We start from the raw sequence: 23,644 nt of genomic DNA, 5'->3' as shown, positions 1-23,644 counted from the left end.
TGCCTGTCGCCGCCGCGCAAGCGCAGCGACGAACCGGATCTTCCAGCGCTACGACACCACGGCGGGCCGCGGGAGCGCTTGTTGTTCAAGATGTCATAGGTGTTGCGGGCCGCGGGCCGCTCGCGATCTGCCGGTCAGGGCAGGCGTGGGCGCCGCGCGGGGCGTGTTCAGCGCCGATGCCAGGCATCGGGCGATAACCGGGGCTGCCGTCGAGCCGCTAACATGGCCGCCCCGAGGGTGGTGGTCGCGGACTGTCCGGAGGCTTTGCAAGGCGGGCTTTTGGCCCGTGATCTTCCAAAGAAATCAGCACCTTATATCGCGGCGTGAGTGTAGCAGAAAAGATGACGACGACTGACAGTGGCGGCAATCCCGTGGCGCCCGCCGCGACCGGCGGCGTGAAGACGGTCCGTGTGCCGGACGACCGGGCGGGCCAGCGGCTGGACAATTTCCTGCTGGGCCAGCTGAAGGGCGCGCCGAAGTCGCTGATCTACAAGATCGTGCGCAGCGGCCAGGTGCGGGTGAATGGCGGGCGGGCCAAGGCCGAGCGCAAGCTGGAAATCGGCGACGAAGTGCGGATTCCCCCGGTGCGTCTGGCCGAGCCGGGCGAGGTGGGGACGCCGTCGCGCGGCCTGCTGGACGCGATGGCGGCCAGCATCGTGTTCGAGGATGCCCGCCTGCTGGCGATCAGCAAGCCCTCGGGGATCGCCAGTCATGGCGGCAGCGGCATCAGCTTCGGCGTCATCGAGACCCTGCGGGCGCTGCGGCCGAACCAGTCGCTGGAACTCGTGCACCGGCTCGACCGCGACACCTCGGGTCTGATGGTCATCGCCAAGAAGCGCTCGGCGCTGACCCAGCTGCAGGCGCTGATGCGCGAGGACCACGGTGCCGGCATCCGCAAGCGGTATCTCGCGCTGCTGGCCGGGCGCGTGCCCGACGGCGTGATGAGCGTCGATGCCGCGCTGCACGTCGGCCTGCGCCAGGGCGGCGAGCGCCATGTCCAGGTCGTGACATCGGCCGACAGTCGCGCGGGCAAGGCGTCGCTGAGCCACTTCCACGTACTGGAGCGCCGCGGCGGGCATGCCTACTGCGAGGTGCGGATCGAGACCGGGCGCACCCACCAGATCCGCGTGCACGCCCAGCACATCGGCCACCCGGTCGCCGGCGACGACAAATACGGGGCGCCCGACATCAACAAGCGCCTGCGCGAGCAGATCGGGTTGCGACGCCTGTTCCTGCACGCCGCGTCGCTGGAATTCAGTCTCGACAACGGCGCGGCGCCCTACGTGCTGAACGCGCCGCTCGCCGAGGACCTGCGCGAGGCCCTCGACCGGCTCGGCTGAGGCGCGAGGCGCGCTGCGGTCAGGCCAGCAGCTGGTCGGCCCGAGCCGCGCAGATGAAGTCGTTCTCGCTCAGTCCGCCGACATCGTGGGTCGAGTAGCGCACGACGGCGCGGTCGTAATGCACGCCGAGGTCGGGGTGGTGGTCTTCGCGATGCGCGATGTAGGCCAGCGCATTCACGAAGGCCATCGTGCGGTGGTAATCGTCGAAGCGGAAGGTCCGGGTCAAGGCGCGGCCGTCCTCGGCCAGGCTCCAGTCCGGCACTTCGGGCAGCAGCTCGCGGATGCGGGCGTCCGGCAGGCGATGGTCGTCGCCGCGGCGCGGAATGCAATGGGCCTGGGCGAGGGGAATCAGATCGGTCATGGCAGCGTCCTTGGGGATCCGGCGCCCCCGTTCATGCGGGAGTCGGCGGACCGCGATCGTGGCGACACGGGACCGCTAGAATACGCAACATGATCAATATCTCCGACAACGCGCAGACCCATTTCCGCAAGTTGATCGAGCGCGAAAGCCTGCCGGGCCTCGGTGTCCGGCTCTCGGCGGTGCACGCCGGGACGTCCCGCGCCGATGTGCGCCTGGAATTCGCCGAACCTGCCGAGCTGCAGGGCGACGAATGGGCGATCGACTGCGACGGTTTCACGCTGTGGCTCGACGCGGTCAGCGTGCCGTACCTCGATGGCGCCGAGATCGATTACGATACCCGCGCCACCGGTGGCCAGCTGCAGATCCGCGCGCCCAAGATCAAGGGCGAGACGCCGCCCGAGGCCGCTTCGCTGGTCGAGCGCGTGCGCTGGGTCGTCGAGTACGAGGTCAATCCGCAACTGGCCCAGCACCGCGGCCACGTCACCGTGCAGGAGGTGACCGCCGAAGGCGTCGTCGTGCTGCGCTTCGGTGGCGGCTGTCATGGCTGCGGCCTGGTCGACGTCACCCTGAAGCAGGGCATCGAGAAGACCCTGATGGAGAAGGCGCCCGGCGTCACGGCGGTCCGCGATGCGACCGACCACGACACCGGTGATGCGCCCTACATGCCGCGCGACGCGGCCTGACCGACCCGGATCCGGACGCCCCGTCGGATGTTCTCCGCCGCAGATCTGATCGAGGTGTTGCGCCGCCGGCGCCGTCGCTCGATCCGGCCGGAGGCCGCGTCCGACGGGTTCCCTGCAGGCTGGTCGAGCTGGTTCGCATCATTGCAGGCCCGCGCCGGCGCGGTGACCGGCGCCGCGGCGGACGCGATCGTCGCCATCCTCGCGGCGCGCGCGCCGCCGCCCAGGCCGACGCCGCAGATCCCGCCGAATCGCGTCGCGGCCCTGCTCAGCCTGGCGTATCCGCTGTGGCAGCCCGATCCCCCGGATGAGCGCGGCCTGCGCATCGTGTCGCTGTCGGCGACGCTGCTGATCCAGCTGGCCTGGATCCTGCTGCTGTTCTTCTTCATGCAGGCGCGCTTCCTCGACGTGGCCGAGCCGTCGCGGCGCGGCGACGAAGTCGTCATCGAGGCGACCTTCATCGGCCAAGGCATGCCCGAGGACACGGGCGGAGGCGCGCCCGAGACGGTGGTCGACGTCCCGACGCCGGCAAGGCCAGTCGCCGCACCCGCCGAATCGCAGCCGGCGCCGCCGGTCGCGACCGCCACCGACCCGGTGCCGGCCCCCGTGATGCCGTCCACGCCCGAGGACACGGTGGCCGCGCAGCCCCTCGCGGTCACCGAAACCGCGCGCCCGGACATCGACTTCCAGCTGCCGCCGCCGCGTCCGCTGTCGGCTCCGCCGACCGTGTCGGTGCGGGAGCGCGAGATCCCCGCACCGGCGATGCAGGCGGTCGAGATCACCGCGCCGCGCCCGTCGGTGCGGCCCACCGAGGCTGCGCTCCCCACTCCCGAGATGCAGGTGGCGGTGCGCGAACGCGCGATCGTCATCGAACGTGCGGCCGAAGTCGCCCGGCGTCCGGTCGAAGTGCCGACGCTGCAGGCGCCCCCAACGCCCACGCCGTCACCCGAAGTGGCGGTCACGTCGCGCGACATTCCCCTTCGCACGCCGCCTGCGCCTGCGCCCGCCGCCGCGCCCTCGCAGGCACCACCGGCACCGGCGTCGTCGTCCGCGCCTGCGCGGGTGGCCAGCAGCACGGGCACGCAACCGCGGCAGCCCGAGGCCGGACAGGGCAGTCGTCCGGCAGCGCCGCCGGGTGGTGTGCCGTCGCCCCGCGCCGGCGACGACTGGGGCGACGCGTCGCAGACGCGCGCAGGTGGCCAGCCCGGCAGCCCCTCGGGCCTGTTCGATGCGGACGGGCGCCCGCGCCTCGCGGGCGGTGGACGGGTCGGCGGCGGTCTGCCGCCGGGCACGATCACCGAGGATTTCGAGAAGATCGACCGCATGGGCACCTGGCTCAAGCGGCCGCCGACCGATTACGAGCCGACCAGCCTGGATCGCTTCTGGGTGCCGAGCGAGACGCTGCTCGAAGAGTGGGTGCGCAAGAGCATCAAGACGGTCTTGATCCCGATCCCGGGCACCAGCAAGTCGGTGCAGTGCAACGTGGCGCTGCTCATGTTCGGCGGCGGCTGCGGGATCACCGATCCCAACATGCAGGACGTCGAGACCGACGGCCGGCCACCGCCGGACGTGCCGTGGAAGCCGGAGCTGCAGGAAGACCAGGACAGCCTCGGCGACTGAGTCCACGGATCGCGAGCGTGAACCACGCACCGCACCGCAAACGAAAAGGCCGGCCATCCTCGCGGATGTCCGGCCCTGTCGCGATCCTTGCGGATCCTTGGATGGTGGAGGTGGCGGGAATCGAACCCGCGTCCGAAGGAACTCCATCCCCGGTACTACATGCTTAGCTCACCGTTGGATCTCGTCCTGTGGCAGCACGGTGTGCAAAGCGCACCCCAGGACCAGCCTGCTTTGGTTAAGCCGTGACTGACAGGCAGCCATCACAGCCGGTTCCGTGATAATGACCCTACATCTACGAGCACGGGCACAAGTAGGTTCGGGGCTTACGCCTTAAGCGGCGAGAGCGTAGTTGTCGTCGTTGGCAACTAAAAGTTTGCTACTGGATTAACGAGGAAAGTCGCCCCCTCGGCATGCACCAGGCAATTTCGCAACCCCCGTCGAAGCCAGTGCACCCCCGGGAATCAGTCGATATCGCGCTGACCCTTGCAGTATAGGGACGCGACGCGACGCCGCAAGGTGGAACCGGCACGCGGTGATCCGCGGATTCAGCTGTCCGGGGCCAGGGGAGGGCGGAGGCGCGGTCGTTTATCCTGTCGCGATGCCGGATGCCGCCGCTGCAGATCTCGCGCCGAAACGTCGGGGCCCGTTCGTCGGGCGGCTTCGGCGTGGCCACGTGCTCGCGTGGCTGGTGCTGATCGGTTCGTTGCTGATGGTGGGCCTGTACGCGCGCAACGCCGGCGAGCGCGAGCGTCAGCTTGCCGAGGCGACGCTGATCGCCGATGCCGACCAGATCGCCGAAGAGGTCCGGCAACGCCTGCTGCAGTACGAGCTGAGCCTGCGCGGTGGGGTGGCCCTGCATGCGGCCGCCGTCGATACCCAGGTCGCACGGCAATGGCGCGGCTACGTGGAGGGGCTCGACATCACGCGTCGGCTGCCGGGCCTGCTGGGCCTGGGTTTCATCGCCTATGTCGATCCGCAGCAGTTGATGGCGATGCAGTTGCGCATGCGCGAAGAGAGCGGCGCGCTGTTCACCGTCGCGCCGCGCGGGGTGCGGCCGCGCTACGGCACCATCGTGTACTTCGAACCGGAAAGCGAATCGAGCCGGATGGCGCTCGGCTTCGATACCTACAGCGATCCGGTCCGCCGCGCGGCGATGGACGGCGCGCGCGACAGTGGCGAGGTGCGGCTGAGCGCGCCGCTGCGCCTGCGCAGTTTCGGCCAGCCGGGCGATGCGGGCGTGGTGATGTACGCGCCGGTGTATCGCGATGCGCGGCTGCCGCAGTCGATCGCCGGGCGCCACGACGCGCTCTACGGCTGGGTCTACGCGCCGTTCCGCAGCGAGGCGTTCATCGACGACTCGGCGATCCCGGTCCGCGCCGATCTCGCGTTCCGCGTCGTCGACGTCGCGTCGGGCGGGGTCGAGGTGCCGGTGCTGGCGTCGGCGCGGTATCTCGACGCCGAAGCGCATCCGGACGATCCGCGCACGCGTCCGGTGCATGTCGTGACCCAGTCGCTGTACGGCCGCACCTGGCGGTACGAGTTCCAGCAGCTCGCGGCGCCGACCTCGGGTGGCCTGCGCGATCTGCAGGCCACGCTCGTCGCGGGCGTGATCGCGTCACTGCTGCTGTTCGCGGTGGTGTGGACCCTCGCGCATACCCAGTCGCGCGCGGAGACCCTGGCGCACCGGCTCAGCGAGTCCTACCGCCGCAGCGAACTGCGCTTCCGCAACGCGATGCAGTATTCGGCGATCGGCATGGTGCTGCTCGACCGCAACGGCGCGATCGTCGAGACCAACCCGGCCATGGCCGACATCGCCGGTGTCAGCCAGGGGGCGCTGATCGGGACGCTGTTCCACGGGTACCTCGTCGACGGCCACGACGCGCTGACCCGCACGCGCGAGCAGCAGGCCCTGCGCGAAGGCGTCCACCGCACGACGCGCCAGCTGCGACGGCAGGACGGCGACGTGCGCGAAGTCCATCTCGCATCGACGCTGCTGCCCGGCGATACGCGCAGCGATGTCGTGCGGCTGGTGCAGGTCGACGACGTCACCGAGCGCGTGCGCGCCGAAGCGCAGGTGCATGCGCTCAACCGCACGCTGGAAACGCGCGTCGAACAGCGCACGCACGAACTCACCCAGGCCAACCACGAACTCGAGTCCTTCGCCTACATCGTGTCCCACGACCTGCGCGCGCCGCTGCGCAGCATCGAAGGGTTCGGCCGGATCCTGTCGGAACGCTACGAAGACCGGATCGACGCGCAGGGCCGCGACTATCTGTCGCGCGTGCGCAATGCCGCCAACCGCATGGACACGCTGATCGAGGCGCTGCTGACCATGTCGCGGATCACCCGCGGCGAATTCCGCCGCGTGCCGCTCGACCTCAGCCGGCTGGCGTGGGAGGTCGTGCAGGAGCTGCGGCAGCAGGAGCCCGGGCGCGAGGTCGACGTGCGCGTTGCCGACGGCCTGACGGCCGACGGCGATCCCGCGCTGATCCGCAACCTGCTGCAGAACCTGCTCGGCAACGCGTGGAAGTTCACGTCCTCGACGCCGCAGGCGCGCATCGAGCTGGGCTGCGAACTCGGCGCCGACGGCGGACCCGTGTTCGTCGTGCGCGACAACGGTGCCGGCTTCAACGTCGACTACGCGGGCAAGCTGTTCCGGCCCTTCCAGCGCCTGCATCGCGAAGACGAATACAAGGGGCATGGCGTCGGGCTGGCGTCTGTCAAGCGCATCGTCGAGCGTCATGGCGGCACGATCAGCGCCGACGGCACGCCTGATGGCGGTGCGACGTTCCGGTTCAGCCTCGGTGGCGAGCGCCGTTGAGACGACGGCCGTCGCGGAGAACGCGGTAGGCGAACGAGGGACGAGCCTGCAATCGCCAGCGCGGCGTGACCGTCCGCGACGCGCGCCTTCGCCTCAGGCGTCCTTGTTGTGACGCCGCATCACCCGCTGCTTGTCGCGCGCCCAGTCGCGATCCCGTTCGGTGTCGCGCTTGTCGTGGTTCTGCTTGCCCTTCGCCAGCGCGATCTCGGCCTTGATCTTGTTGCCTTTCCAGTACAGCGCCGTCGGCACCACGGTATAGCCGTCGCGTTGCACGCGTCCGACGAGCGTGTCGATCTCGGCGCGGTGCAGCAGCAGCTTGCGCGTGCGGAGTGCATCGGCGATGACGTGCGTCGACGCCTGGATCAGCGGCGTGATCTGCGCGCCGAACAGGAACAGCTCGCCATTGCGGATGACCGCGTAGCTCTCGCCGATGTTGGCGCGGCCTGCGCGGATCGCCTTGATTTCCCAGCCCTGCAGCGAGAGACCGGCTTCATAGCGGTCCTCGAGGTGGTATTCGTAGCGCGCGCGCTTGTTCAGCGCGATGGTGCCGCTGCTGTTTGCCTTATCCTTGCCGCTCTTCTTGCTCATCCCCCCATTGTCCCCGAAGCAGGTCTGCCAAGCGAGCCATGCCCAGAATCGAACGTAGCGCCCTGGTCGGGCAAGTCCCGGAGCGCATGTTCGCGCTGGTCAACGACGTCGACGCCTATCCGCGCCGGTTCGCCTGGTGCGACGCCGTCGACGTGCAGGCGCGGGATGCGACCAGCCTGGTGGCGCGGCTCGACGTGGGGCTCGGTGCGCTGCGGACCTGGTTCACGACCCGCAATACCCTGACGCCGCCCGACGCGATCGACATGCAACTGCAGGAAGGGCCGTTCAAGTCGCTGCACGGGCGCTGGACCTTCGAGCGGATCGGCGAGGACGCCTGCAAGGTCACGCTGGTGCTCGAGTTCGAGCCGAAATCCCGCCTGATGTTGCCGGCGTTGACGCTGGGCTTCCACGGGCTGGCCGATCGCATGGTCGACGATTTCGTGCGCGTCGCCGAGCGCGAACCGGCCTGACGCGGCCATGCGCGTCGACGTCGTGCTCGCCTGGCCCGACCGGTCCATCTGCGAACCGCTGACGCTGGCGGACGGTGCGACGGTGGCGGAGGCGCTCGCCGCGTGGCGTGCCCGTGGCGGGCCGCTGGACGATGCGGGCGTCGTCGGCTACGCCGTGTTCGGGATCCGGGCGACCGCGACGACCGTGCTGGGTGACGGCGACCGGCTGGAGCTGCTGCGCGGCCTGCAGGTCGATCCCAAGGACGCGCGGCGCCGCCGGGCCCTCAAACGCGACGCGCCCTGACGGAGCAGGGCGCGACGGGGTAACGCTGACTCCGGCGAGGCTCAGCGGCGCGCGCCGCGTTCCTTGGGCAGGTTGCCGAACTTGCGCATTTCCGCGGCCAGCTCTTCGTCCCGCTTCGGGAAATACTCGCCTTCCCAGCGCGCCACCGCGTCGTTCTCGAAGAACACGGTTCTCGGTGCGGCCACGGCGGTCCACGCGCTGCGTGCTGGTGTAGTCCCAACGCTGCTGGTGGAAGGGGTCGGTGATCGACGGCGTGCCCAGCAACGCTTCGACCTGCGCCTTGCCCATGCCGGCCTGCAGTTGTTCGACCGCCGATGCATCGATCAGATTGCCCTGGTAGATCGGCTGCTTGTAGAGCAGGCCGCAACCTGTCGTGGCGAGGGCGAGCACGGTGACGAGAATGACTTTCTGCATGGCGGAATGCGGCGGGCCGGGGGCTGCGGAGACCGGGCCGATGATACACTCTGCACCACGCCGCAACCGCGATTCGCACCGTTGGCGCTAAACCATCTGTGAACAGCCAGCCTGTCGTCTTGGAGCCCTCGATGGAATCGCTCGACCTGCGCAAAGCCGGACTGAAAGTGACGCATCCGCGCATGCGGATCCTGCAGTTGCTCGAACACCGCACGCCGCGCCAGCACATGACCGCCGAAGACATCTACCGGCAATTGCTGGAGCAGGGCGACGAGATCGGCCTGGCGACGGTGTACCGGGTGCTGACCCAGTTCGAAGCCGCGGGCCTCGTGCTCAAGCACAACTTCGAAGGCGGACACGCGGTCTACGAACTCGACCGCGGCGGCCACCACGACCATATGGTCGACGTCGACACCGGCAAGATCATCGAATTCGAAAGCGTCGAGATCGAGAAGCTGCAGGCCGAGATCGCCGAGCAGTACGGCTACATCCTCGAGGAACATTCGCTGGTGCTGTACGTCCGCAAGAAGCGCTGACGCACCACGCGCGGCGCGAAGCGCGCCAGCGACGACGAAGCCGGCGCGTCATTTGGTCCGCACCGCACCGCCGACCGGCTGACCGGCGCGCGGCGTGCCGACGACGCGTTGCCCTCAGACCACGTCCTGCAGCAGCTTGCGCGCCGCCGCGCGTGCTTCCTTGCTGACGTCCACGCCACCCAGCATCCGCGCCAGTTCCTCGGTGCGCTCGCCGGTGTCGAGGCGCGAGACGCGGCTCTCGGTGGCGCCGTCGGCTGTCGACTTGTGCACGCGGTAATGCGTGTGGCCCTTGGACGCGACCTGCGGCAGGTGGGTCACGCACAGCACCTGGCGGTTCTCGCCGAGCGCGCGCAACTTGCGGCCGACGATGTCGGCGACCGCGCCGCCGATGCCCGAATCGACTTCGTCGAACACCATCGTCGGCACGGCATCGTGGCCGAGGGCGGCGACTTCGATCGCCAGCGAGATGCGCGAGAGTTCGCCGCCCGACGCGACCTTGCGCAGCGGCCGCGGCGGCTGCCCGGCGTTCGCCGACACCAGGAATTCGACGCGCTCGGCGCCCTGCGGATCCGGGCGGTCGCCGTCGACCGGTTCGATCGCGATCGCGAACGTGCCGCCGCCCATGCCCAGTTCGTGGATCAGGCCGGTGGTCGCGCTCGACAGCGCCTTGGCGGCCTTCGCACGCGACTTGCCCAGCACGTCCGCGGCCGCGCGCCAGCGCGCGACGGCCTCGGCGATCTCGCCGTCGAGGCGCTTCAACCGGTCGCCGGCGCCGTCGAGCTGCTCGAGTTCGGTCGACAGCCGCGCCTGCACCTCGATCAGTTCCTCGGGCGTCACGCGGTGCTTTCGCGCCAGTTCGTGCAGCCGCGCCAGGCGCTGTTCGAGCAGCTCCAGTTGTTCGGGATCGATGTCGAGATCGTCGCGAACCTGGCCGAGCAGGAGCGTGGCTTCGTCGAGCTGGATCGCGGCGGCGTCGAGCATCGCGTCGACATCGCCGAGTCGTGGTTCGTGGGCGCGCATGCGCCCGAGGTCGTGGCGCAGCGCCTGCAGCGCCTGCGGCAGGCCGAGCGCGTCGTCGCCGCTCATCCGCTCCAGCGCGCTGTCGCAGGTCTGGATCAGACCGGCGGCATTGGCCTGGCGCTTGTGCGTGGCGTGCAGCTCGGCGATCGCCTCGACATCGAGATTTTCGCCGTCGAGTTCGTCGAGCTGGTGGCGCAACCAGTCGCGACGCTCGGCGACGTCGCCGATCTTCGACAGCGTCTCGCGTTCGTCCTGCAGGGCGCGCCAGGTCTGGGCGGCTTCGCGCACGGCTGCGAGCCGGGCGCCGTTGCCGGCCTGGGCGTCGAGCAGCGCCAGCTGGCTGGACTTCGCCAGCAGCGCCTGGTGTTCGTGCTGGCCGTGGATCTCGACCAGGTGCGAGGCGAGTTCGGACAGCTGGCCGATGGTCGCCGGACGCCCGTTGATCCAGGCGCGCGAACCGCCGTCCGCGCGCAGCGTGCGACGCAACTGGCAGGTCGCGGCGTCGTCGAGCTCGTTGTCGCGCAGCCAGCGCAGCGCCGGCGCGGCGTCGTCCAGCGCGAACTCGGCATGCAGTTCGGCGCGGTCGGCGCCATGGCGGACGATGCCGCTGTCGGCGCGCTGGCCGGACAGGAAGCCGAGGGCGTCGACGAGCAGCGACTTGCCGGCACCGGTCTCGCCGGAAATGACGGTCAGGCCGGGGCCGAACTCCAGATCGGAGGTCGTGGCGACGGCGAAATTGCGGATGGCGAGATGGGTCAGCATAAGCGGCGGATTGTGCCTTGGTGGCTGGAGGACGGATAGCGGGCGCGGGCGCGACTGGATACCGCAGGGCGGTCGCACGCCGCGAGACGCCGCGTCGCCGGCCGCGCAGCGTGCTTGCATCGGGGCCCGGGCGCCCGTATACCGCCCCCATGCAGACCGAACCCAGCCATCCGCTCGATCCGCGCGCGCGCCACCTGCTGCGCACGCTGATCTCGCGGCATATCCAGGAGGGCGGCCCGGTGGGCTCGCAGACCCTGGTGCGGCACGCGGGCCTGGATGTCAGCGCGGCGACGATCCGCAACATCCTCTCGGATCTGGAAGACGCGGGCCTGCTGTCGTCGCCGCACACCTCGGCCGGTCGCATTCCGACGGCGCAGGGCTATCGCGTGTTCGTCGACTCGCTGCTGCAGGTCAAACCGCTGCCGGAGCTGGAACTGACCCGATTGCGCGGCGAGCTCGCCGGCAGCGTCGGCCAGCAGTCGCTGCTGGGGAGCGCGTCGGAGCTGGTCTCGGCGATGACCCATTTCGTCGGCGTGGTCTCGGTGCCGCGGCGCGAGCAGTTCGCCTTCCGGCACATCGACTTCGTGCCGCTCGACGGCCAGCGGATCATGGCGATCCTGGTGTTCGCCGATCACGACGTGCAGAACCGGATCTTCCAGACCCGGCGCAGTTTCGAACCCGGCGAGCTGGAACGCGTCGCGAACTACCTCAACCAGAATTTCGCCGGCCGCTCGCTGGCCGACATCCGCGCGACCCTCGTGCAGGACATGCGCAACGCCCGCGACGAGATGGAGCTGCTGCTGTCGCAGACTGTCGAGCTGGCCGAGCAGGCGCTGGCGCCCGGCGACGACGACATGCTGCTGTCGGGCCAGAACCGGCTGATCGGGATGCAGGACCTGTCGGACCTCGACCGCCTGCGTGATCTCTTCGAGGCCTTCGCGCGCAAGCGCGAGATCCTGCAACTGCTCGAACGCACGATCCACGCGCCGGGCGTGCGCATCTTCATCGGCGAGGAAACCGGGCTCGCGCCGCTGGAAGGTGTGTCGCTGGTCACTGCGCCGTACTCCGCAGGGGGCCGTGTGCTGGGCGTGCTGGGTGTCATCGGGCCGACCCGGATGGCCTACGAGCGGGTCATCCCGGTGGTGCAGGCCGCAGCCAGCGTGCTCGGCGCCGCCTTGAATCCGGATCAGGCAGCCCCATAGCTGGGCGGGTCGGCGGCTCGACGACCGCCCCGGAATCCGACATGACCCAGCAGACCCCCGATCCGCAGCACCCCGGCTCCCACGACATCCACGCCGAGGACGCCGACGCGCCGCTGTCGGCCGAGACCCGGCTCGCCGAGCACATCGAAGTGCTGTCGGCCGAGCTCGAGCACACCAAGGCGCAGATGCTGCTCGAGCGCGCCGACCTCGAGAACCAGCGCAAGCGCCTGACCCGCGAGATCGAGACCGCCCGCCGTTTCGCCAACGAGCGTCTGCTGTCCGGCCTGGTGCCGGTGTTCGACGCTCTCGAAGCGGGTCTGGCGAATGCCACCGAGAGCGATCCGCTGCGCTCGGGCGTCGAGCTGACCCTGCGCGAGCTGGTCAAGGCGACCGAGGCCCATGGCCTGACGACCGTCGCGCCGTCCGCCGGCGACCCGTTCAACCCCGAGCACCACCAGGCGATGAGCATCGTCGAGGTGCCCGGCGTGCCGCCCGGCGCGGTGGCCCAGGTGTTCCAGAAGGGCTATCTGCTCAACGAGCGCCTGCTGCGCCCGGCCATGGTCGTCGTCGCCAAGGCCGACTGACGCGCGCCGGGCACCGCCCGGGACGCAATCCCGATACGCGACACCGCTTGAACGCTGTGTTGCGTGTCCCCAGATCACGGTCATCGACGGCGTCGGCCGTCCCCCAGACACATCTTTTCTAGAGGAAGCACCGCAATGGCAAAGATCATCGGCATCGACCTGGGCACGACGAACTCGTGCGTGGCGATCATGGACGGCGGCAAGGCCAAGGTCATCGAGAACAGCGAGGGCGATCGCACCACGCCGTCGATCGTCGCCTACACCAAGGACGGCGAAGTGCTGGTCGGCGCCTCGGCCAAGCGACAGGCGGTGACCAATCCGCACAACACCTTCTTCGCGGTCAAGCGCCTGATCGGCCGCAAGTTCAAGGACGGCGAAGTCCAGAAGGACATCGGCCTGGTGCCGTACAAGATCCTCGAGCACGACAACGGCGACGCCTGGGTGTCGACCAGCGACGGCAAGCGCCTGTCCGCGCAGGAGGTCTCCGCGCGCATCCTCGAGAAGATGAAGAAGACCGCCGAGGATTACCTGGGCGAGAAGGTCACCGAGGCCGTGATCACGGTGCCGGCCTACTTCAACGACAGCCAGCGCCAGGCGACCAAGGACGCCGGCCGCATCGCCGGTCTCGACGTCAAGCGCATCATCAACGAACCGACTGCGGCTGCGCTGGCCTACGGTCTCGACAAGTCCGGCGGCGACCGCAAGATCGCGGTGTATGACCTCGGCGGCGGCACCTTCGACGTGTCGATCATCGAGATCGCGGAAGTCGACGGCGAGAAGCAGTTCGAAGTGCTGGCCACCAACGGCGACACCTTCCTCGGCGGTGAAGACTTCGACGCGCGCGTCATCGATTACCTCGTCGACGAGTTCAACAAGGACCAGGGCATCGACCTGCGCAAGGATCCGCTGGCGCTGCAGCGTCTGAAGGACGCGGCCGAGCGCGCGAAGATCGAGCTCTCGTCCTCGCAGCAGACCGAAGTCAACCTGCCGTACGTCACCGCCGACGCGTCAGGCCCGAAGCACCTCAACATCAAGCTGACGCGGGCCAAGCTCGAGTCGCTGGTCGAGGAACTCGTGCGCAAGACGATCGAGCCGTGCCGCACCGCGCTCAACGACGCCGGCCTGCGCGCGTCCGACATCAACGAGGTGATCCTCGTCGGTGGCCAGACCCGCATGCCCAAGGTGCAGGCGGCGGTCGCCGAGTTCTTCGGCAAGGAGCCGCGCAAGGACGTGAACCCCGACGAGGCCGTGGCGATCGGCGCGGCGGTGCAGGGTGGCGTGCTGGCCGGTGACGTCAAGGACGTGCTGCTGCTCGACGTGACCCCGCTGAGCCTCGGCATCGAGACCCTGGGCGGTGTGTTCACCAAGATCATCGAGAAGAACACCACGATCCCGACCAAGGCCTCGCAGACGTTCTCCACCGCCGACGACAACCAGTCGGCCGTGACCGTGCACGTGCTGCAGGGCGAGCGCGAGCAGGCCCGCTTCAACAAGTCGCTGGCCCGTTTCGACCTGACCGGCATCGATGCCGCGCCGCGCGGCATGCCGCAGGTCGAGGTCTCGTTCGACATCGACGCCAACGGCATCCTGCACGTGTCGGCCAAGGACAAGAAGACCAACAAGGAACAGAAGGTCGAGATCAAGGCCGGTTCCGGCCTGTCGGACGACGAGATCGCCCGGATGGTCGCCGATGCCGAAGCGCACCGCGACGACGACCGCAAGTTCCAGGAACTGGTCGCGGCCCGCAACCAGGCCGACGCGCTGGTGCACGCCACGCGCAGTGCGATCAAGGACAACGGCGACAAGGTGCCCGGCGACGTGATCGGCCGAGCGGAAGGCGCGATCGCCGAAGTCGAGACCGCGATGAAGGGCGACGACAAGGGCCAGATCGAAGCCAAGTCGAAGGCGCTGGAAGAAGTGGCGCAGCAGCTGTTCGCCGCTGCCGGTGCGGCCGGTCAGGCCGATGGGGGGCCGGGCGCCGACGCGCCGAAGTCCGACGACGTGGTGGATGCCGAGTTCACCGAGGTCAAGGACGACGACAAGAAGTAAGCCATTGCCGCCGCGGGCTCGGTCCCGCGGCGTTTCGGCCGGAACCCCGGCACCGGTGACGCACGCGATGCGGACCGGTGCCGGGCGACCGGCTTCCGTTTTTATCGAGGTCGTCGGACAGGCGACCCCAGCGACCGGTTCCCCATGAGCAAACGCGACTATTACGAGGTGCTCGGTGTCACCCGCAGCGCCAGCGAGGACGAACTCAAGAAGGCCTATCGCCGCTGCGCGATGAAGCACCACCCCGACCGCAATCCCGGCGATGCCAATGCCGAGGCTGCGTTCAAGGAGTGCAAGGAAGCCTATGAAGTGCTGTCGGACGGCGGCAAGCGCCGCATGTACGACCAGCATGGCCACGCCGCGTTCGAGCACGGCATGGGCGGCGGCAATGCAGGCCCCGGCTTCGGCGGTGGTGCCGACATGGGCGACATCTTCGGCGACATCTTCGGCAACATCTTCGGCGCGGGCGCCGGCGGGCGCGGCGGTCCGCGTCGCGGCGCCGATGTCGGCTACGTGATGGAGCTGGATCTTGAGGAAGCCGTGGCCGGCGTCGAGAAGCGCATCGAGATGCCGACGCTGGTCGGCTGCGGCGAGTGCAAGGGCACGGGCTCGGAAGACGGTCGGCGCGAGACCTGTTCGACGTGCGCGGGCCGCGGCCAGGTGCGCATGCAGCGCGGCATCTTCACGATGCAGCAGGCGTGTCCGCACTGCGGCGGGCAGGGGCAGATCATCGCCCACCCGTGCAAGTCCTGCCACGGCGCCGGCCGGGTCGAGGAAGAGAAGGTCCTGTCGGTCAAGATTCCGTCCGGCGTCGATTCGGGCGATCGCATCCGCCTGACCGGCGAGGGCGAGGCCGGGCCGGCCGGCTCGCCGCCGGGCGACCTCTACGTCGAAGTGCGCGTGCGTCCGCATCCGATCTTCGAACGCGATGGCGACGACCTGCACTGCGAAGTGCCGATCCGGCTGTCGCAGGCCGCGCTCGGCGCCACGGTCCGCGTGCCCACGCTGGGCGGCGAGGCCGAGATCCGCGTGCCGGCCGAGACCCAGACCGGCAAGGTGTTCCGTCTGCGCGACAAGGGCGTCAAGTCGGTCCGCAGCCGCGCGTCGGGCGACCTGTACTGCAAGGTCGTCGTGGAAACGCCGGTCAACCTGACGTCGGACCAGCGCGAGCTGCTCGACCAGTTCGAGGCGACGTTCACGGGCGAGAACGCACGCCGGCATTCGCCGCGTTCGAGCACCTTCGTCGACGGCGTCAAGAGCTTCTGGGAACGCATGACCTCCTGAGCGCACGTCACTCGCTTCAACACCACGACGCCCGGCGATGCCGGGCGTCGTCGTATCCGGCGGTCGCGTGGGGCGCGTGTCGACCGGGTCGCGTTTGACTGCGTTGCCCGGGTCGGCTAGTCGCGGATCGATCCACAGCAGGTGTGGATCAACGAATGACAAAGGTGTGGATAAGCGTCACGAAGCCGTGCGGCGACCGGGTCGTTCCAGGGTGGTCAAAGTTTCGCCAGTGGCGTGGAATCGGGCCATCGTCGCGCTTGACTTGCGCAGCCATGCGCGTGTGGCGGAATTCTCTGCACCGCGTGCGGCGCGCGCAGACGCCGATTCGACCTGCGTCCGCTCGTCGCGTGCGTGCTTGCCTCGGCGCGAGCTGCGGGCAGTCGACCCGATCGCCGGGATCCAACGCGGCGTTTGACCCGGCATCGCCGACGCGCTAGTCCGCGGGTTCTCCACAGGCGGTGTGGATCGTCAGTCGACAAAACTGTGGATAAGCGCCCGCAACCGCGCCACGAGCGTGCGCATTGCGAGTGGTCAATTCTTGACCAGGTGATGCGAAGGCGCGGCACATCGGGCTTGACCTGCGCACGCGTCTGGGGGTCGCGCTGGTTTCCAACGATCGATGCGCGATGTCGCCCATGGGCGACGCGAACACACCGCTTGACCGGCGTGTCCGCAGGGTCTAGCCGCGCCGTCATCCACAGCCGGTGTGGATGGTTGGATGACAAACGTGTGGATAAGCGGGCCGAAGGCGCGCCGCCAGCGGGGAGCGGAGCTCTGGTCAAAATCTAGCCAGCGCGTCCGGATGCGCCGCCGATGACGCTTGACTTGCGCATCCGTCGTTCTTCAGCGACCCGGGACGCGTTTCGACACGCGTCGCGCCTGCCGCTCAGTCGCGGACCAGTCCGCCGTCGACGACGAGGTTCTGGCCGGTGATCGCGCGCGACCAGGGCGATGCGAAAAAAAGCGCGGCGTCGGCGAACTCGGCCGGCGTGGTCACGCTGCGCAACGGCGTGTTCGCGGCGATGTAGTCGAACACCGCGTCCGGCGTGGCGGCGCTGGCATCGGTCGTGCGCAGCAGGCCGCCGGAGAGCATGTTGACGGTGATGCCGTCCGGCCCGAGGTCGCCGGCCAGCGTGCGGGTCAGCGACAGCAGGGCGGCCTTGGCCGCGGTGTAGTCGTGGTAGGGCACGACCGGGTTCTGGAACAGGTTGGTGCCGATGTTGATGACGCGGCCGAAGCGCTGCGTGCGCATGCCCGGCAATGCGGCCTGCACGGTGTTCAAAGCGCCGCGCACGCTGCCTTCGAACTGCGTCGCGAATGCCGGCCAGTCGATCGTGTCCGCATGCGCGCGCGCATCGCCGTCGAAGGCGAAATCGACCAGCGCGTTGTTGACGACCGTCGTGAGGTCGGCGTTGAAGTACGCGCGCGCCTGCGCATGGAGCGCGTCGACCTGGGCGCGGACGGTGACATCGGCCTGCAGCGCGATCGCGCGGTCGCCGAGCTGCGCGGCGAGCGCCTCGGCGGCCTCGCGACTGCGCCGGTAGTTGACGACGACGCGCGCGCCTTCGCGGGCGAAGGCGAGGGCAATCTCGCGGCCGAGACCGCGGCCGGCGCCGGTGACGAGGACGATCTGGTCGGACAGCTGCATGGCAGGACTCGCGGCAAGGGGAGCGCCAGCGTAACGCCCGGCTGTCCGGACTCCCCGGCTCCCGGCGCGCGCCATCTTCCCGTCTCGGGGCGCATCGCTAGAATGCGAGGCATGAGCATCTTCCGACCCCGGTCCGCACCCTCCGTCGTCCCGCACCGCGCGCGCCGCATCCCCTCGATGGAGCCGCAGGCATGAGCGCGCGACCCCGGATCCTCGTGCACGGTGCGTCGGGGCGCATGGGCCAGGCGCTGTTGCGGCTGGCCGCTGGACGCGAGGACCTCGCCATCGTCGCAGCGGTCTCGGGACGTGCGCCGAAGCAGCGGGTCATCGACGGCGTGCCGTATTTCGGCGCGTCCGAACTGGGTGGGGCGCCGCCGTTCGACGTCGCGATCGATTTCAGCCTGCCGGCCGGATTCGACCCGCTGCTGGCGCTGTGCACCAAGCGCGGCGCCGGGCTGGTGTCGGGCACCACCGGGCTCGACGATGCGCAGCGCCGCGCACTCGATGCGGCCGCCGCGACGATTCCGCTCGTGTGGGCATCGAACTTCAGTCTCGGTGTCGCCGTGCTGCAGGATCTGGTCGCGCGCGCGGCGGCGGTGTTGCCCGGTTGGGACTGCGACATCGTCGAATCGCATCACACGCGCAAGCTGGATGCGCCGTCCGGCACCGCGCTGACCCTCGGCGACGCCGCCGCGGGGCAGGGCGCGACGCCGCATTACGCGTCGATCCGCGCCGGCGACATCGTCGGCGAGCATCTGGTGCAGTTCACCAGCGCCGGCGAGCGCATCGAGCTGGTGCACCGGGCCACCAACCGCGACATCTTCGCCGGCGGTGCGCTGCACGTGGCCGGGCGGCTGGCCGGACGCGCGCCGGGCCGCTACGCCATCGCGGACCTGCTGGGCGGCTCCGGGGCCTGAGCGGCGCCATCGGCACTGAACGAGGCGCGCGGGTCGCTGGCGCCGGGTGGGGTGCATCGGTACAATTCTCGCTCGCCTGAACCCATAACCTCCGGACCGGTCTCCACCGCTCTGGCGGTTTCCTGCAACCTGACGTAGGCGAAGACCTCGTGACAGATTCCGCAATCCTCGTCCTTGAAGACGGCACCGTATTCGAGGGCGTTTCCGTGGGCGCCGTTGGCCTGTCCGTCGGCGAAGTGGTGTTCAACACCGCGATGACCGGCTACCAGGAAGTGCTGAGCGACCCCTCGTACGCGCGCCAGCTGGTGACGCTGACCTATCCGCACATCGGCAACACCGGCTGCACCGACCAGGACGACGAAGCGTCGAAGATCTGGTCGGCCGGACTGATCGTGCGCAACGTGCCGCGCCGCCCGAGCAGCTGGCGCAGCCAGGTGTCCTTGCCCGAGTGGCTGCGCGCACGCGGCATCGTCGCGATTTCCGAGATCGACACCCGCAAGCTGACGCGCCTGCTGCGCGACCGCGGTTCGATGAACGGTGCGGTGATGGCGGGTGATGTGGATGTCGAACAGGCATTGGAGGCCGCGCGCAAGTTCCCCGGCCTGAAGGGCATGGACCTGGCGAAGGTCGTCAGCACCACCGAGCGCTACGGCTGGAGCGATGGCCAGCTCGATCTCGACCGCAACGCCTTCGTCACCGCGCCGGCGAAGTTCAAGGTCGTGGCCTACGACTACGGCGTGAAGACGAACATCCTGCGCATGCTGGCCGAGCGCGGCTGCGAACTGACGGTGGTGCCGGCGCAGACGCCCGCCGCCGATGTGTTCGCGCTGAAGCCCGACGGCGTGTTCTTGTCGAACGGCCCCGGTGATCCGGAACCCTGCGATTACGCGATCGACGCGATCCGCAGCTTCATCGACGCCAAAGTGCCGACCTTCGGCATCTGCCTCGGCCACCAGTTGCTGGCGCTCGCCGCCGGCGCGAAGACGCTGAAGATGCCGCACGGCCATCATGGTGCGAACCATCCGGTGCAGGACCTCAGCGGGCCTGATGGAAGCCCGGGCAAGGTGATGATCACCTCGCAGAACCACGGCTTCGCCGTCGACGAAGCCTCGCTGCCGGGCAACGTGCGCGTGACCCATCGCTCGCTGTTCGATGGCACCAACCAGGGCATCGAACTCACCGATGCGCCCGCCTTCAGCTTCCAGGGCCATCCGGAAGCCTCGCCCGGTCCCCACGATGTCGCGCCGCTGTTCGATCGGTTCGTCGCGTCCATGCAGCACAACACGAACGCCGGGAGCCGCTGACATGCCGAAGCGCACTGATATCCAGACCATCCTCATCATCGGCGCCGGACCGATCGTCATCGGCCAGGCCTGCGAGTTCGACTACTCCGGCGCGCAGGCGTGCAAGGCGCTGCGCGACGAGGGCTATCGCGTGGTTCTGGTCAACAGCAATCCCGCGACGATCATGACCGACCCGGACATGGCCGACGCGGTCTACATCGAGCCGATCAACTGGCAGACGGTCGAGAAGATCATCGCCAAGGAAAAGCCCGACGCGCTGCTGCCGACGATGGGCGGCCAGACCGCGCTCAACTGCGCGCTCGATCTCGCCGATCACGGTGTGCTCGAGAAGTACAACGTCGAGCTGATCGGCGCCAAGCGCGACGCGATCCGCATGGCCGAAGACCGCGAGCTGTTCCGCGTGGCGATGGGCGAGATCGATCTCGAATGCCCGCGCGCCGAAGTGGCGCACACGCTCGAGGAAGCGATCGACATCCAGACGCGCGTCGGCTATCCGACCATCATCCGTCCGAGCTTCACCCTCGGCGGTTCGGGCGGCGGCATTGCCTACAACCGCGAGGAACTGGTCGACATCGTGACCCGCGGTCTCGAGCTGTCGCCGACGACCGAAGTGCTGGTCGAGGAATCGGTGTTGGGCTGGAAGGAATTCGAGATGGAAGTGGTCCGCGATACCGCGGACAACTGCATCATCGTCTGCTCGATCGAGAACCTCGATCCGATGGGCGTGCACACCGGCGACTCGATCACCGTCGCGCCGGCGCAGACGCTGACCGACAAGGAATACCAGCGCCTGCGCAACGCGTCGGTCGCGGTGCTGCGCAAGATCGGCGTGGACACCGGCGGCTCGAACGTGCAGTTCGGCATCAATCCGAAGGACGGCCGCGTGGTCGTCATCGAGATGAATCCGCGCGTGTCGCGTTCGTCCGCGCTGGCATCGAAGGCGACCGGCTTCCCGATCGCCAAGGTCGCGGCCAAGCTCGCCGTGGGTTACACGCTCGACGAACTCAAGAACGAGATCACCGGCGGCAAGACGCCGGCCTCGTTCGAGCCGTCGATCGACTACGTGGTCACCAAGATTCCGCGCTTCGCGTTCGAGAAGTTCCCGCAGGCCGATGCCCGCCTGACCACGCAGATGAAGTCGGTCGGCGAAGTCATGGCGATGGGCCGAACCTTCCAGGAATCGATGCAGAAGGCGCTGCGCGGTCTGGAAACCGGCAAGGTCGGCTTCGACCCCACGGGTCTGGACCTGACCGATGAAGACGACATGGCGACGCTGCGCCGCGAAGTGCGCGAGCCGGGTCCCGAGCGCCTGTTCTATCTGGCCGATGCGTTCCGTGCCGGCCTGTCGGTGGAGGACGTCTACGCGCTGTCGTACGTCGACCACTGGTTCCTCGACCAGATCGAAGAGTTGATCACGACCGAGGCCGACGTCGCCGCCGCCGGCATCGACGCGCTCGACAAGGCGCGCCTGCGCGCGCTCAAGCGCATGGGTTTCTCCGACGCGCGTCTGTCGCAGCTGCTCGGCACCGACGAACAGGCGGTGCGCGCACTGCGCCGCGCGTTCGGTGTGCGCCCGGTCTACAAGCGGGTCGACTCCTGCGCGGCCGAGTTCGCCACCGATACCGCCTATCTGTATTCGACCTACGAGGACGAGTGCGAGGCGCAGCCGACCAGCCGCGACAAGATCATGATCCTCGGCGGCGGTCCCAACCGGATCGGCCAGGGCATCGAGTTCGACTACTGCTGCGTGCACGCCGCGCTGGCACTGCGCGATGACGGGTACGAGACCATCATGGTCAACTGCAACCCGGAAACCGTGTCGACCGATTACGACACCTCCGACCGCCTCTACTTCGAGCCGCTGACCCTCGAGGACGTTCTGGAGATCGTCGAGGTCGAGAAGCCCAAGGGCGTGATCGTGCAGTACGGCGGCCAGACTCCGCTCAAGCTCGCGCGTGCGCTCGAAGCCAACGGCGTGCCGATCATCGGCACCTCGCCGGACTCGATCGACCTGGCCGAGGACCGCGAGCGCTTCCAGAAGCTGGTCGACGAGCTGGGCCTCAAGCAGCCGCCGAACCGCACTGCGCGCAACCCCGAGGAAGCGCTGGTGCTGGCGCGCGAGATCGGCTATCCGCTGGTCGTGCGTCCGAGCTACGTGCTCGGTGGCCGCGCGATGGAAGTGGTGCACGCCGACAGTGATCTCGCGCGCTACATGCGCGATGCGGTCAAGGTCTCGAACGATTCGCCGGTGCTGCTCGACCGCTTCCTCGACAATGCGGTGGAGGTCGACATCGACGTCATCGCCGATCGTGAAGGCAACGTGCTGATCGGCGGCGTCATGGAGCACATCGAGGAAGCCGGCGTGCATTCGGGCGATTCCTCGTGTTCGCTGCCGCCGTATTCGCTGTCGAGCGAGGTGCAGGCGCGCCTGCGCGAGCAGGTCGTCGCGCTGGCGCGCAAGCTCAAGGTGATCGGCCTGATGAACACCCAGTTCGCGGTGCAGACCGACGACGACGGCGTGGATACGATCTTCCTGCTGGAAGTGAACCCGCGTGCGTCGCGCACGGTGCCGTTCGTGTCCAAGGCGATCGGCATTCCGCTGGCCAAGATCGCGGCGCGCTGCATGGCCGGCAAGACGCTGGCCGAACAGGGCGCGACCACCGAGATCGTGCCCGAGTACTACTCGGTCAAGGAAGCGATCTTCCCTTTCGCCAAGTTCCAGAACGTCGATCCGATCCTCGGACCGGAGATGCGTTCGACCGGTGAAGTGATGGGCGTCGGCGAAAGCTTCGGCGCGGCGTTCGCACGCGCGCAGGAAGCGGCGAGCATCAAGACCCCGCCGACCAGCGGCAAGGTGTTCGTGTCCGTGCGCGATCCCGACAAGAAGCGGGTGTTGCCCGTCGCCCGCGACATCATCGCGCGTGGCTACACGATCGTCGCAACCGCCGGCACCGCGAAGTGGCTGCGCGAGCACGACATCGCGTGCGAGCAGATCAACAAGGTGGTCGAGGGCCGTCCGCACGTCGTCGACCTGATCAAGAACGGCGAGATCGCGTACATCGTCAACACGACCGAGGGCAAGCAGGCGATCGCCGACTCGTTCTCGATCCGGCGCGAGGCCCTGCAGCACCGGGTCACGTACTCGACGACGGTCGCCGGCGCCAAGGCGCTGCTGCACTCGCTCGAATTCCGCGGCAGCGGCCCGGTGTGGTCGCTGCAGGAGCTGCACGCGCAGTTGCGCGGTGCGGCTGTCCAACCCACGAACTGAAGGAGGGACGCCATGCGCGCACCCATGACAACGCAGGGCGCCGTGCGCCTGCGTGCGGAACTGGAAGAACTGAAGTCAGTGAAGCGACCGGCGGTCATCGAGGCGATCGCCGAAGCGCGCGCGCACGGCGACCTGAAGGAGAACGCCGAATACCACGCCGCGCGCGAACAGCAGAGCTTCATCGAAGGCCGCATCAAGCAGCTCGAAGGCGAGCTCTCGCATGCCGAACTCATCGACGTCAGCAAGCTCAACGCGGGCTCGAAGGTGGTGTTCGGCGCCACGGTGACGATCGCCGACGTCGAGACCGACGAGGAAAAGCGCTACCAGATCGTCGGCGACCTCGAAGCCGACATCAAGCAGGGCCTGATCGCGATCTCGTCGCCGGTCGCGCGTGCGCTGATCGGCAAGCTCGAAGGCGACAGCGTCAGCATCGATGCGCCGGCCGGAACGCGCGAATACGACATCGTCAGCGTCGAGTATCTCGGCTGAGCCG

Annotated in this window: 19 protein-coding genes, 1 other RNA gene and 1 pseudogene; 15 read left to right on the top strand and 6 right to left on the bottom strand. The window is 68.7% G+C overall.

Annotation, left to right across the window (positions count from 1 at the left end; genetic code table 11):
- Positions 1–341 precede the first annotated feature (341 nt).
- A complete protein-coding gene (locus CJ022_RS00740; RefSeq protein ID WP_199171395.1) occupies positions 342–1,340 on the top strand; it encodes an RluA family pseudouridine synthase in 999 nt (332 codons plus the stop codon).
- Positions 1,341–1,359: 19 nt separating this feature from the next.
- On the opposite strand, the gene CJ022_RS00735 is transcribed toward CJ022_RS00740, so the two are convergent.
- Entirely contained in the window at positions 1,360–1,701 is a 342-nt protein-coding gene (locus CJ022_RS00735) for a 4a-hydroxytetrahydrobiopterin dehydratase (protein WP_101924806.1), read from the bottom strand.
- 89 nt (positions 1,702–1,790) lie between these two features.
- Here CJ022_RS00735 and CJ022_RS00730 point away from each other — a divergent pair, with 89 nt between their 5' ends.
- Both CJ022_RS00730 and CJ022_RS00725 read left to right on the top strand, forming a co-directional pair.
- Positions 1,791–2,384 (top strand): NfuA family Fe-S biogenesis protein, encoded by a 594-nt coding sequence (locus CJ022_RS00730; RefSeq protein WP_101924805.1) that lies wholly within the window; start codon positions 1,791–1,793, stop codon positions 2,382–2,384.
- Positions 2,385–2,411: 27 nt separating this feature from the next.
- Positions 2,412–4,001 (top strand): hypothetical protein, encoded by a 1,590-nt coding sequence (locus CJ022_RS00725; protein WP_101924804.1) that lies wholly within the window; start codon positions 2,412–2,414, stop codon positions 3,999–4,001.
- A gap of 102 nt (positions 4,002–4,103) precedes the next feature.
- Here CJ022_RS00725 and ssrA read toward each other — a convergent pair.
- Positions 4,104–4,457: a transfer-messenger RNA gene (gene ssrA / locus CJ022_RS00720) on the bottom strand.
- A 217-nt stretch (positions 4,458–4,674) separates the two neighbouring features.
- On the opposite strand from ssrA, the gene CJ022_RS00715 reads away from it, so the two are divergent.
- On the top strand, positions 4,675–6,822 hold the full coding sequence (locus tag CJ022_RS00715) for a CHASE domain-containing protein (RefSeq protein ID WP_158238321.1): 2,148 nt from the start codon (positions 4,675–4,677) through the stop codon (positions 6,820–6,822).
- A 93-nt stretch (positions 6,823–6,915) separates the two neighbouring features.
- Here CJ022_RS00715 and smpB read toward each other — a convergent pair whose 3' ends face one another.
- Positions 6,916–7,410, bottom strand: coding sequence for an SsrA-binding protein SmpB (smpB, locus tag CJ022_RS00710; protein ID WP_101924802.1), 495 nt, complete (start codon positions 7,408–7,410; stop codon positions 6,916–6,918).
- Positions 7,411–7,448: 38 nt separating this feature from the next.
- On the opposite strand from smpB, the gene CJ022_RS00705 reads away from it, so the two are divergent.
- Positions 7,449–7,880 carry a type II toxin-antitoxin system RatA family toxin gene (locus tag CJ022_RS00705; RefSeq protein ID WP_101924801.1) on the top strand — a complete coding sequence of 144 codons (432 nt, stop codon included), beginning with the start codon at positions 7,449–7,451 and terminating at the stop codon, positions 7,878–7,880.
- Positions 7,881–7,887: 7 nt separating this feature from the next.
- Positions 7,888–8,163 (top strand): RnfH family protein, encoded by a 276-nt coding sequence (locus CJ022_RS00700; RefSeq protein WP_101924800.1) that lies wholly within the window; start codon positions 7,888–7,890, stop codon positions 8,161–8,163.
- A gap of 41 nt (positions 8,164–8,204) precedes the next feature.
- Here the strand turns inward: CJ022_RS00700 and CJ022_RS00695 are convergent.
- Positions 8,205–8,577: pseudogene (locus CJ022_RS00695) on the bottom strand (outer membrane protein assembly factor BamE).
- 131 nt (positions 8,578–8,708) lie between these two features.
- Between CJ022_RS00695 and fur the strand changes: the two are divergent.
- Positions 8,709–9,113, top strand: coding sequence for a ferric iron uptake transcriptional regulator (gene fur / locus CJ022_RS00690; RefSeq protein WP_101924799.1), 405 nt, complete (start codon positions 8,709–8,711; stop codon positions 9,111–9,113).
- Between the two features lie 114 nt (positions 9,114–9,227).
- On the opposite strand, the gene recN is transcribed toward fur, so the two are convergent.
- A complete protein-coding gene (recN, locus tag CJ022_RS00685; RefSeq protein WP_101924798.1) occupies positions 9,228–10,895 on the bottom strand; it encodes a DNA repair protein RecN in 1,668 nt (555 codons plus the stop codon).
- Positions 10,896–11,044: 149 nt separating this feature from the next.
- Between recN and hrcA the strand changes: the two genes are divergently transcribed.
- The 4 genes from hrcA to dnaJ all read left to right on the top strand — a co-directional run bounded on the left by hrcA (position 11,045) and on the right by dnaJ (position 16,014).
- Positions 11,045–12,097, top strand: coding sequence for a heat-inducible transcriptional repressor HrcA (gene hrcA / locus CJ022_RS00680; RefSeq protein WP_101924797.1), 1,053 nt, complete (start codon positions 11,045–11,047; stop codon positions 12,095–12,097).
- A gap of 41 nt (positions 12,098–12,138) precedes the next feature.
- Positions 12,139–12,681: a nucleotide exchange factor GrpE gene (gene grpE / locus CJ022_RS00675; RefSeq protein ID WP_101924796.1), complete on the top strand. Its 543-nt coding sequence runs from the start codon at positions 12,139–12,141 to the stop codon at positions 12,679–12,681.
- 135 nt (positions 12,682–12,816) lie between these two features.
- The gene (gene dnaK / locus CJ022_RS00670) at positions 12,817–14,730 is read left to right on the top strand and encodes a molecular chaperone DnaK (protein ID WP_101924795.1); all 1,914 of its coding nucleotides are present in this window, start codon (positions 12,817–12,819) and stop codon (positions 14,728–14,730) included.
- 144 nt (positions 14,731–14,874) lie between these two features.
- Entirely contained in the window at positions 14,875–16,014 is a 1,140-nt protein-coding gene (gene dnaJ, locus CJ022_RS00665) for a molecular chaperone DnaJ (protein ID WP_101924794.1), read from the top strand.
- 886 nt (positions 16,015–16,900) lie between these two features.
- Here the strand turns inward: dnaJ and CJ022_RS00660 are convergent.
- The gene (locus tag CJ022_RS00660; RefSeq protein WP_101924793.1) at positions 16,901–17,662 is read right to left on the bottom strand and encodes a 3-oxoacyl-ACP reductase; all 762 of its coding nucleotides are present in this window, start codon (positions 17,660–17,662) and stop codon (positions 16,901–16,903) included.
- Between the two features lie 191 nt (positions 17,663–17,853).
- Here CJ022_RS00660 and dapB point away from each other — a divergent pair, with 191 nt between their 5' ends.
- From dapB to greA, 4 genes are all read left to right on the top strand, one after another.
- Entirely contained in the window at positions 17,854–18,579 is a 726-nt protein-coding gene (gene dapB / locus CJ022_RS00655; RefSeq protein WP_101924792.1) for a 4-hydroxy-tetrahydrodipicolinate reductase, read from the top strand.
- Positions 18,580–18,728: 149 nt separating this feature from the next.
- Positions 18,729–19,883, top strand: coding sequence for a glutamine-hydrolyzing carbamoyl-phosphate synthase small subunit (gene carA, locus CJ022_RS00650; protein WP_101924791.1), 1,155 nt, complete (start codon positions 18,729–18,731; stop codon positions 19,881–19,883).
- 1 nt (position 19,884) lies between these two features.
- The gene (carB, locus tag CJ022_RS00645; protein ID WP_101924790.1) at positions 19,885–23,151 is read left to right on the top strand and encodes a carbamoyl-phosphate synthase large subunit; all 3,267 of its coding nucleotides are present in this window, start codon (positions 19,885–19,887) and stop codon (positions 23,149–23,151) included.
- 24 nt (positions 23,152–23,175) lie between these two features.
- Positions 23,176–23,640 carry a transcription elongation factor GreA gene (greA, locus tag CJ022_RS00640; RefSeq protein WP_199171402.1) on the top strand — a complete coding sequence of 155 codons (465 nt, stop codon included), beginning with the start codon at positions 23,176–23,178 and terminating at the stop codon, positions 23,638–23,640.
- Positions 23,641–23,644: the final 4 nt, after the last annotated feature.

The sequence above is a fragment of the Luteimonas rhizosphaerae genome, from assembly GCF_002849595.1.
Taxonomy (GTDB): domain Bacteria; phylum Pseudomonadota; class Gammaproteobacteria; order Xanthomonadales; family Xanthomonadaceae; genus Luteimonas; species Luteimonas cellulosilyticus.
Note: the sequence above shows the minus strand (reverse complement) of the source record. Positions and strands in the feature narration are given on the sequence as shown.

Excerpts from the sequence above, each read along its gene's own strand:
- CJ022_RS00740 (WP_199171395.1), top strand. The coding sequence starts at position 342 with ATGACGACGACTGACAGTGGCGGCAATCCCGTGGCGCCCGCCGCGACC.
- CJ022_RS00735 (WP_101924806.1), bottom strand. The coding sequence starts at position 1,701 with ATGACCGATCTGATTCCCCTCGCCCAGGCCCATTGCATTCCGCGCCGC.
- CJ022_RS00730 (WP_101924805.1), top strand. The coding sequence starts at position 1,791 with ATGATCAATATCTCCGACAACGCGCAGACCCATTTCCGCAAGTTGATC.
- CJ022_RS00725 (WP_101924804.1), top strand. The coding sequence starts at position 2,412 with ATGTTCTCCGCCGCAGATCTGATCGAGGTGTTGCGCCGCCGGCGCCGT.
- smpB (WP_101924802.1), bottom strand. The coding sequence starts at position 7,410 with ATGAGCAAGAAGAGCGGCAAGGATAAGGCAAACAGCAGCGGCACCATC.
- CJ022_RS00705 (WP_101924801.1), top strand. The coding sequence starts at position 7,449 with ATGCCCAGAATCGAACGTAGCGCCCTGGTCGGGCAAGTCCCGGAGCGC.
- CJ022_RS00700 (WP_101924800.1), top strand. The coding sequence starts at position 7,888 with ATGCGCGTCGACGTCGTGCTCGCCTGGCCCGACCGGTCCATCTGCGAA.
- fur (WP_101924799.1), top strand. The coding sequence starts at position 8,709 with ATGGAATCGCTCGACCTGCGCAAAGCCGGACTGAAAGTGACGCATCCG.
- recN (WP_101924798.1), bottom strand. The coding sequence starts at position 10,895 with ATGCTGACCCATCTCGCCATCCGCAATTTCGCCGTCGCCACGACCTCC.
- hrcA (WP_101924797.1), top strand. The coding sequence starts at position 11,045 with ATGCAGACCGAACCCAGCCATCCGCTCGATCCGCGCGCGCGCCACCTG.
- grpE (WP_101924796.1), top strand. The coding sequence starts at position 12,139 with ATGACCCAGCAGACCCCCGATCCGCAGCACCCCGGCTCCCACGACATC.
- dnaK (WP_101924795.1), top strand. The coding sequence starts at position 12,817 with ATGGCAAAGATCATCGGCATCGACCTGGGCACGACGAACTCGTGCGTG.
- dnaJ (WP_101924794.1), top strand. The coding sequence starts at position 14,875 with ATGAGCAAACGCGACTATTACGAGGTGCTCGGTGTCACCCGCAGCGCC.
- CJ022_RS00660 (WP_101924793.1), bottom strand. The coding sequence starts at position 17,662 with ATGCAGCTGTCCGACCAGATCGTCCTCGTCACCGGCGCCGGCCGCGGT.
- dapB (WP_101924792.1), top strand. The coding sequence starts at position 17,854 with ATGAGCGCGCGACCCCGGATCCTCGTGCACGGTGCGTCGGGGCGCATG.
- carB (WP_101924790.1), top strand. The coding sequence starts at position 19,885 with ATGCCGAAGCGCACTGATATCCAGACCATCCTCATCATCGGCGCCGGA.
- greA (WP_199171402.1), top strand. The coding sequence starts at position 23,176 with ATGACAACGCAGGGCGCCGTGCGCCTGCGTGCGGAACTGGAAGAACTG.